Genomic DNA, 13,448 nt, shown 5'->3' on the forward strand with positions numbered 1-13,448 from the left:
TTTTTCTCTATCGGGCTAGATTCTCAATCCGGTCTTTTTCAGGATGCGCGTGCTGTAAAGAATGGTGTGCGCGCGGCAGTAGGGATGCAGCATCTCGGCTATTCGCGCAGCCTTGGCCTCCACTTCGGTGCGGTCGTGACCGTGCACCATCGCGAACAGGTTGTAGCGCCAGTCCGGCAGACGGCGCGGGCGGCGATAGCAGTGCGTGACGAAATCCAGCGTGCCTATCATCGCGCCCAGTTCGTCGGCGCGGTCGTTAAGCACGTCCCACACCGTCATGCCGTTGGCCTGATAGCCCAGCGCGTAATGGTTGGGTACCGCGCCGATGCGGCGGATGATGCCGCGTTTCTGCATCGCCTGGAGCCGATGGATGACGACCTCCGGCGGCACGCCGATGCGCTCGGCGACCGCGTGATAAGGCTGCGGCACCAGCGGCAGGCCACCCTGGGTAGCTTCGACGATGGCGCGGTCTATCACGTCGATATTGAAGACGCTCATGCCACAAACCTCGCGCCCACGAAATACTCGCGTTCTTTCGGCACATTGATGACGCGATTGCCGGTTGCCGCCTCGATTTTTGCAATGGCCGAGGCAATCCCGTCCGGCGTCTCGGTTGCCAGCACGAACCACATGTTGAGCGAATGCTGGCGCTGGTAGTTGTGGGCGACCTCCGGCATCGCATTGACGATAGCCGCAACGCGCTCGAAATCGGCCTCCGGCACGCGCATCGCCGCCAGGCTGAAGGCTCCGCCCATGCGCTCGATCTGGTACATCGGGCCGAAGCGGGTCAGGATCTTGTCGTCCAGCAGATGCTTCAGCCGAGCGAGCAGTTCATCCTCGCCGATGCCGAGCTGCTCCGCCGCCGCCTGATAGGGGCGTTCGCAGATCGGGAATCCGCCCTGCAGGCTGTTGATGATGGCACGATCAGTGGCGTCCATGGCTTTCCCGGGTGACGTAATGCGCGCCGTACTGCTTGAAGCGGCGGCCGTTGAACAGGATGCGCGAGGGGAAATCCTCCAACCCGCTGTTGCGGGCAAGCGTTGCCACCTGGGCTTCCACCACGTCGCGCCGCGTGCCGTGCACCATACAATAAAAGTTGTACGGCCATTCCGGCAGCTGGCGCGCGCGGCGATAACACAGCGTCACGCCGGGCTGCTGCGCGGCGATTTTGCCGATCGCGCTCGCCGCGTCGTCCGGCACGTCCCACACCGCCATCGCATTCTCGCGATAGCCCAGTTCGTGATGCCGCACCACCACGCCGAATCGTTTGATGACTCCCTGCTCGCGCCAGCGGGCAAGTTGCTCGAGCACCATGTCCTCCTTCATGCGAACGCGCGCGCCCACTTCGGCAAACGGCTCCGGCCGCAAGGGGATGCCGGACTGCAGCGCGGCGACGATGGCTGTCTGCGCCCCGGTCAAATGCACGCGGGTGCTGCTGCCTTGCGTGCAATACCGCCGTTTCTCGCCTGTCAGGTCGAACCCGAGATCGATATGAAAACGTTCAAGCAAGGGCAGCGTCAGCATCGGACAGGCGGCGCGCCCGGCAATGTCGGACAGAACGGCGTCTAGCCGCCCGGCATCGGGCGCCGTCACGACGAACCACAAGTTGTATTGATGCTCTCGCTGGTAATTGTGATTGATCTCCGGCAGCAGGCTGATCCATTGCGCCAGCGTTTCCAGGCGCGCCTCCGGTACAGCCAGGGCCGCCAACGTGCTGACGCCGATGCAGCCGGGGCTGAACACCGGCCCGACACGGCTCACCGCGCCTTCAGCGCTGAGGTGTGCAAGACGCGCGATGACCTCGTCCTCGGTAATGCGCAAATGTTCACCGATCTTGCGAAACGGCCGATGCACCAGCGGGAAGCGGTGCTGGAAATCATTCAGCAGCCGCATTTCGATGTCGCTATAACTGTTCATCAGAATCCTGTCCTGCCGGCGCGATGGGTAAAGAAAATGCCGCTCGGCGCCGCCGCAGGCAATTCGGCCAGTTTTTCCAGGCGCGCGGTGTCGTACACCGTGACCTTGCCGTCGTCGCGCGACGATACCCAGACGGCTTCGCCACGCGGCGTGAATTCGAGATGCAGCACTGCCTGCCCCGGCTCCAGCGTGCGCACGAGCCGGCCGGATTCGGTATCGATCACCTGCACGTGCTGGTTGTCGGGAAAGGCAAAACTGACCCACACCTGTCGCCCATCGGGGCGGGCGATGGCGAATACCGGCTGGCCTGCGACGGGAATGCGGGCCGTTTCCTGCCAGCTTTGCGTATCAACCACCAATATCTCGTGACGGCCGATGGCCGGCAGATAGGCCCGAGTACCTGCCACCGCCCAGCCGCGCAAGTGCGGCATCTTGTACAGCGGCAGTTTCTGTTCGCCGCGGCCGTAACCATCGAGTATGCGCCGCACGCCTTTTTCCGGGTGCCACAGGTCTAGCAGCGCCAAGCCGTCTTCGCCGAACAGCCCGGCGATATAGTGGCGGCCATCCGGCGTAATCAGGCCGTCATAGGGTTGCTTGCCGGCAGGGAATTTTGTGATGGCCAGGTGTGCGGGATCTGCCAGATCGGCTACCCAGATTTCGCCGGCATCAAACAGGCTGAACACAAAACGGTTGCCCGGCGCATCCGCCAGGCCGACCACCTTGGATAACCGGCCATCGCCGTAAACTGCCGGGATATCGGCGACCGGTGCCAGCGTGACGGCATCGAACACCTTGACGCCGCCCGGCGCGTAATTCTGTGCCGCGACGAAGCGCCCGTCCTGCGAGATCGCGCCGCCTATGCTGTTACCGGCCTGCATCACGCGCCGGTCGATGCGGCGCAGCAGCAGATCGACCTTGGTCAGTCCACCGTCGCGCCCGAACACATAGGCATAGCGGCCGTCGCGCGCAAACACTACCGAGGCATGCGAGAGGTCACCCAGCCCATTCACGCGGCCCAGGCTGGCGCGTGCCGTGGTATCCACCACCTGCACCCGGCCGGCATCGCGCTCGATCACGACGCCGAGATCGCCGGTACCGCGCGGCGGCACTGTGCTACAGCCTGCAATCAACAGGCTCGCCAGTAACAGCAGTCCGCTAGCGCGCATTCGGGAATCCCTTCACCAATTGTTCGACGATCCAGTCCGCCTCTTCCGCGCTAAGAAAATCCGACCACGGCGGCATGGCACCCCCTGCCCGGCCATGCAATATGGTTTCGCGTAGGCCTTCCGGCGCCTTGTCGCGCAGGCTATCGGGACTGAGCGCAGGGCCGAGGCCGCCTTTCAGCCTGCCGCCGTGGCAGGAACCGCAATCGTTGCGTACCAGCCGTACCAGTTCCATCCTGCGTTCCGGAGACATGCCTTCTCCCGCCCAGCCGACCGCGCTGCTCACGAGCGCGCCCAGGCCGAGCAGCAAGGCGGGGGCTTTGCCCCGCACCATGCCTTTTGCATTCGTCGTGTCTGCAATATTCATCGGATAAGAAAAAAAGGGCCGCCGCCCAGCTTCGCGACGATGTGGACTCCGTCGCAAAGAGGGTGCGGGCGGCGACCTACAGGGAGAGGATCCACTTCACGACCGTCTTGAACTCGTCGTCGGAGAGCTTGCCCGCATTGGGCGGCATCGGCATCGCTCCCCAGGCGCCGCTGCCGCCGTCCTTGACTTTCTTGACCAGCGCGGCTTCCATGTCCTTGCCCTTGTACTTGGCGGAAACGTCCTTGAACGACGGGCCGAGGATCTTCTTGTCCGTGCTGTGGCAGGCGACACATCCGGCCTTTTGCAGCAGCGGGGCGGCATCCGCCGCATGCACTGCGGGTGCGGCCAGGAAGAAAGTGCCGGACAGTAGCGTGGCGAGTAGTGTTTTCATGCGGGTATCTCCTTTAGTAAACATCGTGCTGGGTGTTGTAAACGTTGAACTTGCCGGTCGGGGTGATCAGGCGAGGATCCTTGATCACGGCCTTGAGCTTGCGGGTCTTGTCATCCACGACCACGATTGCGGATTCCTTGTCCTTGGCGCTCCACACCGAGAACCACACTTCGTCGCCGGCCTTGTTGTACTCCGGCTGCACGATGCGCTTGGCGCCTTCGCCGAGGCCTGCCCATTCGCCGATCGGCAGCATCTCGAAGCCCTTGTCGAGGTTGTTGATGTCGTACACCGCAATCGACTGGCTCACCTTGGCGTCCGGGTTCAGCGGGGTATCGACCCACAGGTTTTTCGATTTGGGGTGCGTCTTGATGAATAGCGAGCCGCCGCCCTGCCCCTTCAGCGTACGGACAACCTTCCATGCCTTGTCATTGTGCTTGGCCGGGTCAGTGCCGATCAGCGAGATGCTGTCGTCACCGAGATGGCCCGTGGCCCATACCTGACCGTTTTGCGGATCGACGAAGTTGGCGCCGCGTCCGGGGTGCGGCGTCTTGCCCACATCCACCATGCCGGCGAGCTTGCCTTCCTTGGTATCGACTACCGCCACCTTGTCCGAGGCATTCGCCGCCACCAGGAAATAGCGCCCGGTGGAGTCGAAACCGCCGTCATGCAGGAAGCGTGCGGCGTCGATGGTGGAGGTCTTGAGATTCTTCAGGTCGCTATAGTTGACCAGCATGATCTTGCCGGTTTCCTTCGCGTTCACCAGGAACTCCGGGTGGTAATGCGAACCTACAATGGAGGCGACGCGCGGTTCTGGGTGATATTCTTCCGGCGCCACCGTCATGCCGCGGGTGGAGACGATTTTCTGCGGCTTCAGCGTGTCGCCGTCCATGATCACGAACTGCGGCGGCCAGTAGGTACCAGCGATGGCGTACTTGTCTTCGTAACCCTTGAACTTGGAGGTTTCAACCGAGCGCGCTTCCAAGCCGACCTTGATCTCGGCGACGGTGTCTGGCTTGGCCATCCACAGATCCACGAGATTGATGCGGGCGTCGCGGCCGATCACGTACAGATAGCGGCCCGAAGCCGACATGCGTGAAATATGCACCGCGTAACCGGTCTTGAGTACGCTGACGATCTTCTTGCTGTCGCCGTCGATCAGCGCTATCTCGCCTGCGTCGCGCAATGTCACCGAGAACAGGTTTTCGAGGTTGAGGTTGTTTTCCTTCTTTGTCGGCCGTTGCTCCGGCGGCACGATCACCTTCCAGTTGGCCTCCATTTCCTTGATGCCGTATTCGGGCGGGGTCGGCGGCTCCTGCTGGATATAACGTGCCATCAGATCGACCTGCTCGTCGGTCAACTCGCCGGAAGTGCCCCAGTTGGGCATGCCCGCAGGCGAGCCGTACTTGATGAATACCTTCAGATAATCGGTGCCGTTTGCCAGCGTCTTGTCCGGCGTCAACGGCTTGCCGGTCGCGCCCTTGCGCAATACGCCATGGCAGCCCGCGCAGCGCTGGAAGTAGATGTCCTTGCCCAGCTGGAATTCCCTGGCCGTCATCGGCGGCGCTTTCGGGTTGATATTCTGGTGCATTTCCTCGCCGGCCAGCGGCGATCCGCCCGCCTGATACTTCACATCGGTGTCGTCGTGCTTCCTGTCGTCCGCGTAAGCGGCGCCGACTGCCAGCACCAGCGCCGATATCGCCAGCCTGCCCGGCCATTTCCTGTTGCGCATCTTCATCCTTTCTCCCCTCGTTTCTTGTTGATCGAGTGCTGCTCTTGAATGCAGGATCAGGATGGATGAATTCAAATGCGGATTCCTTGACGCACATCAAGTTTCCCTTATTCCGCATCGGGTAAATTGCGTTCATGCGCATTCAGCCCCCATTCATCGGCAACAGCAGGCACCCAGGCCATTCCAGAGGAGAAGTCTTTCTTGCTGGTGCGGGGCCGGGCGACCCCGATTTGCTGACGTTGCGGGCATTGCGCCTGATGCAGGAGGCCGACGTCGTGGTTTACGACGCACTGGTGTCGGAAGCGATCATGGCGCTGGTGCATCGCAATGCGGAGCGCATCTACGTCGGAAAAAAACAGGGGAATCATGCACTGCCGCAGGAGGCCATCAATGCGCTGCTGATCGACCTCGCGCGGCAAGGCAGGAAGGTTTTACGGCTGAAAGGCGGTGACCCCTTCATTTTCGGGCGGGGCGGCGAAGAAATCGAAGCGCTGGCCGCCCATGGCATTCCTTTTCAGGTCATTCCGGGCATTTCCGCCGCCAACGGCGTTTCCTGTTATGCCGGCATTCCGCTCACCCATCGCAACCATGCACAGTCGGTGCTGTATGCCACCGGGCATTTATGCGATGGATCGCTGGACCTGGACTGGATAGCGCTGACGCGCCCGCACCAGACTGTAGTGATTTACATGGGATTGAGCGCTTTACCGCTCATTTGCGAAAAACTGGTCGAACACGGCCTGCCGCCCGCGCACCCCATCGCTGTGGTGCAGCAGGGAACGACGCCGTATCACCGGGTCGTCAGCGGCGTCTTGTCAAATATTACCGAGCAGGCAGCAGCAGCGGCATTGCGCTCGCCCAGCCTGATCATCATTGGCGAGGTCGTGCAACTGCACCATGATCTGGCCTGGTTCCGCCATGAATCCCCTGCCGACATGGCGATTACAGCAGTCGGATAACGAACACCTGCGTGTCTTCCGCATGATCCAGCAATAGCGTACTCACCCGCTGCTGCCAAAGCTGGCGGAACTCCACCGTTTCCGCAGCGCTGGCATTGCCGTTGCGGCATTTGGGCAATAACTCCCAGATGCGCGGCGCAGCCGGAACCGGCTGCATGTTGACGGCCGCTGCAACGGCCTGGCCGGTATCGAGGCGGGTGAAACGGATTTCGGGGGCGATGTCGGCGGCAAAAAACAGTTTGTCGCGCCGGTCGAAAGCGCCGCCGATGCCTTTGAAACCGCCGTCGGCCGCCGCGCCGGTCAAGAGGCCGACCACGTTGGCGATCACGCCTGTGACGCCATCGTCGGCCTCCTTGCTGAATTCCACGCGGATATTGCCGCGCTCCGGCAGGCTTTCCGGATAAAGCGCCCGCAATGCACGGTGCGTCATCCAGTAGGCCGAAGCAACCGTCGGGCAGGAATGTCCGGCGAGTTTCACCGCATCAAGATAGCGATATTCGAGAATGCCATCTTCGACGGCGCCGAGAAATTCGGCCAGCGGGTCATAAAGCCGGATGGCGGCAACATCGTCGAAAAAGGCGGGATAGCGCATGGCGCTCAGGCTGCCGCCGGCGTGCGCGGATACAGCAAGATTTGCGATAGTGGCTGCTCGCGCTGCAGGAGGTCGGCCAGGGTATATTTTTCAAGTACGGCAAACAACGCGGTTTGCGCTTCCCGCAGGATGCTGATGAGGCTGCAAGCCGACTGGATACAGCAGGAGCCCTGCCCTTCAAGGCACGCCAGCAGGCTGGTATCGCCCTCTGTCATGCGGATGAGTTCACCCAGGTTGATTTCATGCGGCTCGCGCGCCAGACGCATGCCGCCGCCCTTGCCGCGCACTGTTTCAATGAAACCGCGTTGCGCCAGCTGGTGCACCACCTTCATCAGATGGTTCTCTGAGATGCCGTACGCTTTCGCAATGTCGGAAATCGTTACCAGTCCATCGCGCCGCAAGCCCAGATAAATCAGGACGCGCATGGTGTAGTCGGAGAATGTGGTCAGATGCATAAGCCTCGTCCGCAAAAAGATGTATTTACAATATTGATTATAAAAATCCAGCGTGCTACATTATAGGTGCATTTTACTTACATCTTTAAGAATGTCCATGAAAACATGCAATGAATTGACTTCGCCGCAGGAAATCGCGGTGCGCGAGGCGCTGAAAAAAGTCATCGACCCCGAAATCGGCGAAAACATCGTCGACCTCGGCCTGATCTACGGCATCGAGGCGTCGGATGTCGAAGTCGGCATCCGGATGACGATGACCTCGCCGGCCTGCCCGATGGGCGAAATGCTGCTGGACGAAGTGCATGCGGAACTGGTGCACGCGTTTCCAGATGCCGAAATCGATATCCAGATGGTGTGGGAACCGGTCTGGAGCCCCGACATGATATCCGCCGAAACGAAAAAAAGCCTCGGCTGGAAATGATTCTTCACTCGCCGGAACCAGGAGAACATCAACATGAGCACCCCCACTATCAAAGCCACCGTGGACGTCCGCAACATCATCCCGCGCGAGCGCCATCCGCTGATTTTCGATACCTTCAAGCAGCTGACGCCGGGCGAGGCCATGCTGCTGATCAATGACCACGACCCCAAACCCCTGTTTTATCAATTCCAGGCGGAATTGGGCGATTTCTTTTCGTGGGATTACATCGAGCAAGGCCCGGAAGTGTGGCAAGTGCGCATCGGCAGAACCGCCCCCTGCTGCGCCTGATTGAATCATGAACCACGACGTTCCGGTGCCGTACCGCATCCCGCTGCTGATTGCAGGCTTCCTGAGCCTCGCGTTCGGCATCGGCACCGGGCTGTTGCGGCTGGGCTGGAATTTCCCTTTGCCCGCACCGGACCTTGCCGCCTGGCACGGTCCGTTGATGGTATGCGGCTTTCTCGGCACCGTGATCGCGCTGGAGCGCGCGGTTGCCATTGGGCGGCGCTGGGCGTACCTGGGGCCGCTGTTCGCGGCGCTGGGCGGCCTGGCTTTGCCGGCCGGCTTCAACTGGATGATCGGCGCGGGATTGCTTGCGCTGGCAAGCGCCATTCTCGTGCTCGCTTCGTTGAATGTTTTTCTGCGCCAGCGCGCGCTGTTCACGCTGACCTTGCTGCTGGGCAGCGCGTGCTGGCTGATCGGTAACCTGTTATGGCTGCAAGGGCTGGCGCTTCTCCAGGTGGTGCCGTGGTGGGCGGGTTTTCTGGTGCTCACCATCGCCGGCGAGCGGCTGGAGCTGTCGCGCATGCTGCCGCCTTCCCCGGCTGGCCGGATGGCCTTCATCGTCATCGTTGCCGTATTTCTGCTCGGCGCCACCATTGCCACGCTAACGGTACCGAGCAACGTAGCCGTGCTCTCGGCGTCGCTGCTGGCGCTCGCCTTGTGGCTGCTGCGCCAGGACATTGCGAAGAAGACCATCCGGCAACGGGGACTGACCCGGTTCATCGCCGCCTGTCTGCTGTCCGGCTATGCCTGGCTGCTGATCGGTGGTCTGGTCGGGCTGTGGTCGCCCATCCTTCAGCCAGGGTCGAGCTACGACGCTTTCCTGCATGCCATCTTCGTCGGTTTCGTGTTTTCGATGATTTTCGGCCATGCGCCGGTCATCTTTCCGGCGGTGGCGCGGGTCAAAATCCCTTACCACCCTACGTTTTACCTGCCATTGATCGTACTCCACGCCTCGCTGATTGCCCGCGTTGCCGGTGATGTGCTGGCTATCGCGCACTGCCGCAGCGCGGGCGGCGCACTCAACGCGGTGGCGCTTGCGTTGTTTGTCCTGAGCACGGTCGCGGCGGTCATTCGCGGCAAACGCCATTCTTGAACCACCTTTTCCAACCTCGCAAAATGAAAGGAAATACCATGTCCCAACCCCATGCTCACCTCCATCTGCAACCGGACCAGATCTATCCCTTCGACGCACGCGGCATCGCCAAGCGCTTCCGTCACGCGGCCATTTTCGGCGCACTCGACGCATTGACTTCCGGTGAAACCATGCGCTTCGTCAACGACCACGACCCCATCCCGCTGCTTAACCAGCTCACGCAACGCTATGGCGAGGCTGTTTCCATCCAGTACCTGCAGCGCGAGCCCGGCCAGATCGTGATCGATTTCGTGCGTACCTGATGCCGCTGCCCTTACAGGTTGCCATCTCCCTGCTGGCGTTCGTCGCTGCCGCATGCCTGTTGCTGACAGGCAAGGTTGCGGCGATTGCCGGCTATCACATCGTTTTCGCCGTCGGCATCCTGCCGCTGATCCTCGCTGCGATGGCGCATTTCGTGCCCGTGCTGACGCGAAGCGGCACTCCGCATCGTGCCGTTCGTTTCATTCCGCTGGCCGCCTTGGCGGGTGGATTCCTGGCCGTCCAGTATTTCGTCTTTCCCCAGATGGCTCCCGTCGGGCATTACCTCGGCGCCATCGTGGCAGGCAGCGCTGCCGCCACATTTGCCCTGTGGGCCTTGCATCTTCGCCGTAAATCCATAGGCACGCCCCATCCATGCCTGGACTGGTACTTTGCCGCGCTCGCCTGCCTGCTCATCGGGCTGTGCGCCATTCTTGCCGGATACTGGCTACCCGGCCAGCGCGCCGCGCTGCGCCTGTTGCATCTTCACATGAATACCCTCGGATTCATCGGCATCACCGCGCTCGGCACGCTGCAAGTATTGCTGCCGACCGCCGCGCAAAAACCCGATCCGGATGTCGGCATACGCATGCGCCTGCATTTGAAATGGGTCGTTGCCGGAACGCTGCTGACCGCCGTCACCGTCGCCTGGCAGCCCAAGCTCGCCTGGATCGGGCTGGCTGTTCTTGCACTTCCGCTGGCCGCTATTTTCGAAGCCTGGCTGCGACTGTATCGCCCTCGCATCTTCGCGCTCCATGGCGCCATACCTTCGCTGGCCGCCGCGCTGTTCGGCTATCTCATGGTGCTGTCGCTGGGCGCCGCGAATGGCTACTTTCATAGCGGATTCAATCTGATTGCGGCATTTATCGTCGCTTTTCTGATGCCGCTGGTGACCGGGGCGGTCAGTTATCTGTTGCCGCTATGGCTACGACCGGGGAAGCAGACCGAATGGCATCTGGCCATGCGCAGGAATATGGGGTTTGCCAGCAGCGCGCGTGCGCTGATATTGCTTGCCGGAGGGCTGATGGCCGGCCTGGGCGTCGAGGCCGGCTGGGCGCTGGCGCTATTCGCCCTTGGGACATTTGTTGCCCAGATCATTCTGGCGCTGGCCTCGGCCCCGCAGGTTGCAAAGTAGCGCGAAAATTGGGAGCGAACTCGCGCCGTTCCCGGCAGTCAAAGCGAGCGGAAGGTATTCGGACGGCCCGGGAAACAGGGGCGCTCCATCCCACCGGCACCACGGTCATGTGAACATACCCTTTCCCCGGATGGCAACGATCCCGGTTTTCCCTTGAGGCCGTACGACGACCGCTTTTTTCGTGGAGGGAACAACCATGTCACTATCAATCAAGCATTGGCAAGACCCGCTGAATCTCATCCTCGGCCTGTGGCTGATCGCATCGCCCTGGGTGCTGCCGTATTCAGCAGAAACCTACCCCACCTGGAACGCCGTCATCATCGGCAGTCTTGTCGTCCTGCTCGCGGTTTCCGAATTTTTCAGGCTCATGGCCTGGGAAGAATGGACGGATGTCGCACTGGGCGTGTGGTTGATGATATCCCCATGGGTTCTCGGCTTCAGCGACATCGCGATGCCCATGTGGAACGCCGTGGCCGTAGGCCTCGCCGTCGCAGTACTCGCACTCTGGGTGCTCAGCACCGACAAGCAGATTGGCGGCGGATGGTGGCATCCTGTAACGTAACAGGAAAAATTTGAAGGGCAGGCCACGCGTAATAGACATAGTTGCGTGGCCTGCCCTTCCGTCATTTGCCATCCCGACTGAGATGGCCCGAAGCTGTCATCAATAGCCTGAAAACTCTTCCGTGCGGATATTGCCCTTTTCGACACCCGCTTCGCTCAGCAATTGGCGCATGGCCTTGACCATCGCGGGCGGGCCGTCGACGTAATAGATGGGAAGCGTCAGGTCACTCATGAATTTCAGCAGCATGGCTTTATCGATGAACCCGGTCTCTCCATGCCACTCACGCTTGGACTTTTCCATCTCCGTCATCGTACCAATGAAGGTGTAGTTTGGATTTGAGTTCTGGCATTCCATCAACTCGTCCAGAAACGCCGCATCTTCCGGTCCGCGATTGGAATAAAAAACAAGAATCCGGTGAGGAAGATCGTCGTGCATCGCTTGCAGGACAATGCTTCTCACAGGCGTGACGCCAATTCCTCCGGTAAGGAAAACCGCTGGGAAGCACATATCTTCATGAAGCGTGAACGAGCCATGCGGAGCGTTCAGGGAAATCTCCGTACCAGGCTCCATTGCTTTCAATACCCGCTTGAACGCAGTATCGCGCATGCGCGTCGCAACCATAAGCTCGTTTTCGTAAGGCGCGCTCGCGAAGGAAAATAGTCGCGTGTTGCCTTCGGCGTCGGTCTCGGCGGGGTTGATCAGGGTGCACTCCGCGAATTGCCCGGCCTTATAGACAAAACCCTCGGGCTTTTCAAAATGAAACGCCATCGTTCCTTCAGCGACTTCCCGTTTTTCCGTTAATTTGACTTTGTAGACTGACATGGCGATTCTCCCTCCTGTTTTTGTTGACGATGCGGTTACGGCTTATTGCAAACATGGCTGAACTGCCGCCTTGGCTCACTCATCCGCCCTGGAATCGGTCGATATGCTTACCAGCCTGTCATTCCCCGATTCCGCCCCCCACACTTCTTTGGCCCGTCCCGCCAATTGCCGCACCCGGGCTCCTTCGCGATCCGAAGGAAAACTCTTGAATGTTTCGCTCACCGGATCGAACCGTATCAATGCGTTGCTAACAAAATCGGTGAGCCATACCTTATCTTGCTCATCGACCCAGACGGCATAGGCTTGCGCTTTTCCCGGCAGCTTCCATTCGCGCCATGCGCGGGTGGCAGGGTCGTATCTTCCGACCTGGCCGGTATTCCAGTAGCTGACCCAGAGCTTTCCCTTGGAGTCGGACCAGATGCGCCGGGCGCCCTGGCGGGCAGTGGGCGGTTCGATGACGGTGGCGGCACCGGTTTCAAGATTGACATGCGCAATGTGATTGCCGGCGAGCGAGGCGTAATAGATTTCTCCGGCGGGCGTCGTCGTGATGCCGTAAGGCCCGACGCCGCGAGGGGCTTTCCAGACTTTCATCATTCCGGTGGCGGGCTCCAGCCGTCCGTAAAAACCGCTTTGCCCGGTAAACCATACCCGTCCGCGTTGATCGAAAGTGAGCGTATTCAGATTGGCGTCGGCGGCCTCCTTCGGAAGCGCCCACGTTCTTACCGATCGGCTGCCGGCATCGACACGGACAATGGCGTTGAGCCCGCTGTCGGTCATCCAGACGGCATTGTCGGGGCCGATGATCACGCCGTGAGGGGCGGAATCGTCGCCGAGGGGGATTTCGTCAACCTTGCCGGACTTGGGGTCCAGCATTCCCAGCTTGCCGGTTTTCTGCGCGGTGTAATAGATGGGGCCATTTGCGGGTGCCGCCGCCACATCGTGCGGATGCGAGCCGCTCGTCACCGCAAAATAGCTGGGATCGGCAGCGATGGCGCCGGGGGCCTGAGTGAGAAAAGCGAGAGCAAACAACAGGAACGTCAGGTTGCGGATAGCCATGGCTGTCTCCTAGTTCAGTGCTCAATCATTTGTTGAGTCCCGCCTGCCATGTTGGAAGTTCCCATGGCGGGCAGCAAACATATGCTCGAAATAGTTCGAACTCACCTGGTTCATGGTGGTCCATCAAAATGTGCAGGTACCCTGGGGATGATCCAGGTAGAAACGACACTTGATCCATGTTTGTTGTAAGTGGATTCTGATCGC

General features: G+C 60.7%; 18 protein-coding genes. 7 read left to right on the top strand and 11 right to left on the bottom strand.

Translation table 11 applies throughout. The annotated features are described in order from the left end of the window. Window positions 1–15 precede the first annotated feature (15 nt). The 7 genes from A7976_RS03210 to A7976_RS03240 form a co-directional block, all read right to left on the bottom strand. Window positions 16–498, bottom strand: a complete 483-nt coding sequence (locus A7976_RS03210; RefSeq protein WP_067106750.1) for an Lrp/AsnC family transcriptional regulator — start codon at window positions 496–498, stop codon at window positions 16–18. Then, window positions 495–938: an Lrp/AsnC family transcriptional regulator gene (locus tag A7976_RS03215; protein WP_067106752.1), complete on the bottom strand. Its 444-nt coding sequence runs from the start codon at window positions 936–938 to the stop codon at window positions 495–497. The genes A7976_RS03210 and A7976_RS03215 overlap by 4 nt, the downstream gene beginning before the upstream one ends. Then, entirely contained in the window at window positions 925–1,917 is a 993-nt protein-coding gene (locus A7976_RS03220) for an Lrp/AsnC family transcriptional regulator (RefSeq protein WP_067106755.1), read from the bottom strand. The genes A7976_RS03215 and A7976_RS03220 overlap by 14 nt, the downstream gene beginning before the upstream one ends. Further along, entirely contained in the window at window positions 1,917–3,083 is a 1,167-nt protein-coding gene (locus tag A7976_RS03225; RefSeq protein WP_067106758.1) for a cytochrome D1 domain-containing protein, read from the bottom strand. Before A7976_RS03225 ends, A7976_RS03220 begins: the two co-directional genes overlap by 1 nt. After that, window positions 3,073–3,414, bottom strand: a complete 342-nt coding sequence (locus A7976_RS03230) for a cytochrome c (RefSeq protein WP_067106761.1) — start codon at window positions 3,412–3,414, stop codon at window positions 3,073–3,075. Before A7976_RS03230 ends, A7976_RS03225 begins: the two co-directional genes overlap by 11 nt. 109 nt (window positions 3,415–3,523) lie before the next feature. Next, window positions 3,524–3,838, bottom strand: a complete 315-nt coding sequence (locus A7976_RS03235; protein WP_067106764.1) for a c-type cytochrome — start codon at window positions 3,836–3,838, stop codon at window positions 3,524–3,526. 13 nt (window positions 3,839–3,851) lie between these two features. Next, on the bottom strand, window positions 3,852–5,567 hold the full coding sequence (locus A7976_RS03240; RefSeq protein WP_305791271.1) for a nitrite reductase: 1,716 nt from the start codon (window positions 5,565–5,567) through the stop codon (window positions 3,852–3,854). A gap of 134 nt (window positions 5,568–5,701) precedes the next feature. Here A7976_RS03240 and cobA point away from each other — a divergent pair, with 134 nt between their 5' ends. Continuing rightward, window positions 5,702–6,526, top strand: coding sequence for a uroporphyrinogen-III C-methyltransferase (gene cobA / locus A7976_RS03245; RefSeq protein ID WP_067106769.1), 825 nt, complete (start codon window positions 5,702–5,704; stop codon window positions 6,524–6,526). On the opposite strand, the gene A7976_RS03250 is transcribed toward cobA, so the two are convergent. Both A7976_RS03250 and A7976_RS03255 read right to left on the bottom strand, forming a co-directional pair. Next, window positions 6,510–7,118, bottom strand: a complete 609-nt coding sequence (locus tag A7976_RS03250) for an FmdE family protein (RefSeq protein ID WP_067106772.1) — start codon at window positions 7,116–7,118, stop codon at window positions 6,510–6,512. The genes cobA and A7976_RS03250 overlap by 17 nt on opposite strands. Window positions 7,119–7,123: 5 nt before the next feature. Further along, complete coding sequence (locus tag A7976_RS03255) at window positions 7,124–7,573, bottom strand: Rrf2 family transcriptional regulator (RefSeq protein ID WP_067106775.1); 450 nt, start codon at window positions 7,571–7,573, stop codon at window positions 7,124–7,126. A gap of 97 nt (window positions 7,574–7,670) precedes the next feature. Between A7976_RS03255 and A7976_RS03260 the strand changes: the two genes are divergently transcribed. The 6 genes from A7976_RS03260 to A7976_RS03285 all read left to right on the top strand — a co-directional run bounded on the left by A7976_RS03260 (window position 7,671) and on the right by A7976_RS03285 (window position 11,366). Continuing rightward, on the top strand, window positions 7,671–7,994 hold the full coding sequence (locus tag A7976_RS03260) for a metal-sulfur cluster assembly factor (protein ID WP_205633431.1): 324 nt from the start codon (window positions 7,671–7,673) through the stop codon (window positions 7,992–7,994). A gap of 33 nt (window positions 7,995–8,027) precedes the next feature. Then, window positions 8,028–8,282 (top strand): DUF2249 domain-containing protein, encoded by a 255-nt coding sequence (locus tag A7976_RS03265; RefSeq protein ID WP_067106778.1) that lies wholly within the window; start codon window positions 8,028–8,030, stop codon window positions 8,280–8,282. Between the two features lie 7 nt (window positions 8,283–8,289). Beyond that, on the top strand, window positions 8,290–9,372 hold the full coding sequence (locus tag A7976_RS03270) for a hypothetical protein (protein ID WP_067106781.1): 1,083 nt from the start codon (window positions 8,290–8,292) through the stop codon (window positions 9,370–9,372). Between the two features lie 38 nt (window positions 9,373–9,410). Beyond that, window positions 9,411–9,674 carry a DUF2249 domain-containing protein gene (locus tag A7976_RS03275; protein WP_067106784.1) on the top strand — a complete coding sequence of 88 codons (264 nt, stop codon included), beginning with the start codon at window positions 9,411–9,413 and terminating at the stop codon, window positions 9,672–9,674. Then, on the top strand, window positions 9,674–10,804 hold the full coding sequence (locus tag A7976_RS03280) for a hypothetical protein (protein WP_067106787.1): 1,131 nt from the start codon (window positions 9,674–9,676) through the stop codon (window positions 10,802–10,804). The genes A7976_RS03275 and A7976_RS03280 overlap by 1 nt, the downstream gene beginning before the upstream one ends. 196 nt (window positions 10,805–11,000) lie before the next feature. Then, entirely contained in the window at window positions 11,001–11,366 is a 366-nt protein-coding gene (locus tag A7976_RS03285) for an SPW repeat protein (protein ID WP_067106790.1), read from the top strand. A 99-nt stretch (window positions 11,367–11,465) separates the two neighbouring features. Here A7976_RS03285 and A7976_RS03290 read toward each other — a convergent pair whose 3' ends face one another. Together A7976_RS03290 and A7976_RS03295 are read right to left on the bottom strand one after the other, a co-directional pair. After that, window positions 11,466–12,188 carry a ferredoxin--NADP reductase gene (locus A7976_RS03290; RefSeq protein ID WP_067106793.1) on the bottom strand — a complete coding sequence of 241 codons (723 nt, stop codon included), beginning with the start codon at window positions 12,186–12,188 and terminating at the stop codon, window positions 11,466–11,468. Window positions 12,189–12,263: 75 nt separating this feature from the next. Then, window positions 12,264–13,244 (bottom strand): lyase, encoded by a 981-nt coding sequence (locus A7976_RS03295; RefSeq protein WP_067106795.1) that lies wholly within the window; start codon window positions 13,242–13,244, stop codon window positions 12,264–12,266. Between the last annotated feature and the right edge of the window lie 204 nt (window positions 13,245–13,448).

It is taken from the genome of Methylobacillus sp. MM3 (assembly GCF_001645185.1).
In the GTDB taxonomy this organism is placed as follows: domain Bacteria; phylum Pseudomonadota; class Gammaproteobacteria; order Burkholderiales; family Methylophilaceae; genus MM2.

Coding starts and splice junctions, on each gene's coding strand:
- A7976_RS03225 (WP_067106758.1), bottom strand. CDS start 3,083: ATGCGCGCTAGCGGACTGCTGTTACTGGCGAGCCTGTTGATTGCAGGC.
- A7976_RS03285 (WP_067106790.1), top strand. CDS start 11,001: ATGTCACTATCAATCAAGCATTGGCAAGACCCGCTGAATCTCATCCTC.
- A7976_RS03235 (WP_067106764.1), bottom strand. CDS start 3,838: ATGAAAACACTACTCGCCACGCTACTGTCCGGCACTTTCTTCCTGGCC.
- A7976_RS03260 (WP_205633431.1), top strand. CDS start 7,671: ATGAAAACATGCAATGAATTGACTTCGCCGCAGGAAATCGCGGTGCGC.
- cobA (WP_067106769.1), top strand. CDS start 5,702: ATGCGCATTCAGCCCCCATTCATCGGCAACAGCAGGCACCCAGGCCAT.
- A7976_RS03215 (WP_067106752.1), bottom strand. CDS start 938: ATGGACGCCACTGATCGTGCCATCATCAACAGCCTGCAGGGCGGATTC.
- A7976_RS03230 (WP_067106761.1), bottom strand. CDS start 3,414: ATGGTGCGGGGCAAAGCCCCCGCCTTGCTGCTCGGCCTGGGCGCGCTC.
- A7976_RS03270 (WP_067106781.1), top strand. CDS start 8,290: ATGAACCACGACGTTCCGGTGCCGTACCGCATCCCGCTGCTGATTGCA.
- A7976_RS03290 (WP_067106793.1), bottom strand. CDS start 12,188: ATGTCAGTCTACAAAGTCAAATTAACGGAAAAACGGGAAGTCGCTGAA.
- A7976_RS03295 (WP_067106795.1), bottom strand. CDS start 13,244: ATGGCTATCCGCAACCTGACGTTCCTGTTGTTTGCTCTCGCTTTTCTC.
- A7976_RS03265 (WP_067106778.1), top strand. CDS start 8,028: ATGAGCACCCCCACTATCAAAGCCACCGTGGACGTCCGCAACATCATC.
- A7976_RS03210 (WP_067106750.1), bottom strand. CDS start 498: ATGAGCGTCTTCAATATCGACGTGATAGACCGCGCCATCGTCGAAGCT.
- A7976_RS03280 (WP_067106787.1), top strand. CDS start 9,674: ATGCCGCTGCCCTTACAGGTTGCCATCTCCCTGCTGGCGTTCGTCGCT.
- A7976_RS03240 (WP_305791271.1), bottom strand. CDS start 5,567: ATGCGCAACAGGAAATGGCCGGGCAGGCTGGCGATATCGGCGCTGGTG.
- A7976_RS03275 (WP_067106784.1), top strand. CDS start 9,411: ATGTCCCAACCCCATGCTCACCTCCATCTGCAACCGGACCAGATCTAT.
- A7976_RS03255 (WP_067106775.1), bottom strand. CDS start 7,573: ATGCATCTGACCACATTCTCCGACTACACCATGCGCGTCCTGATTTAT.
- A7976_RS03220 (WP_067106755.1), bottom strand. CDS start 1,917: ATGAACAGTTATAGCGACATCGAAATGCGGCTGCTGAATGATTTCCAG.
- A7976_RS03250 (WP_067106772.1), bottom strand. CDS start 7,118: ATGCGCTATCCCGCCTTTTTCGACGATGTTGCCGCCATCCGGCTTTAT.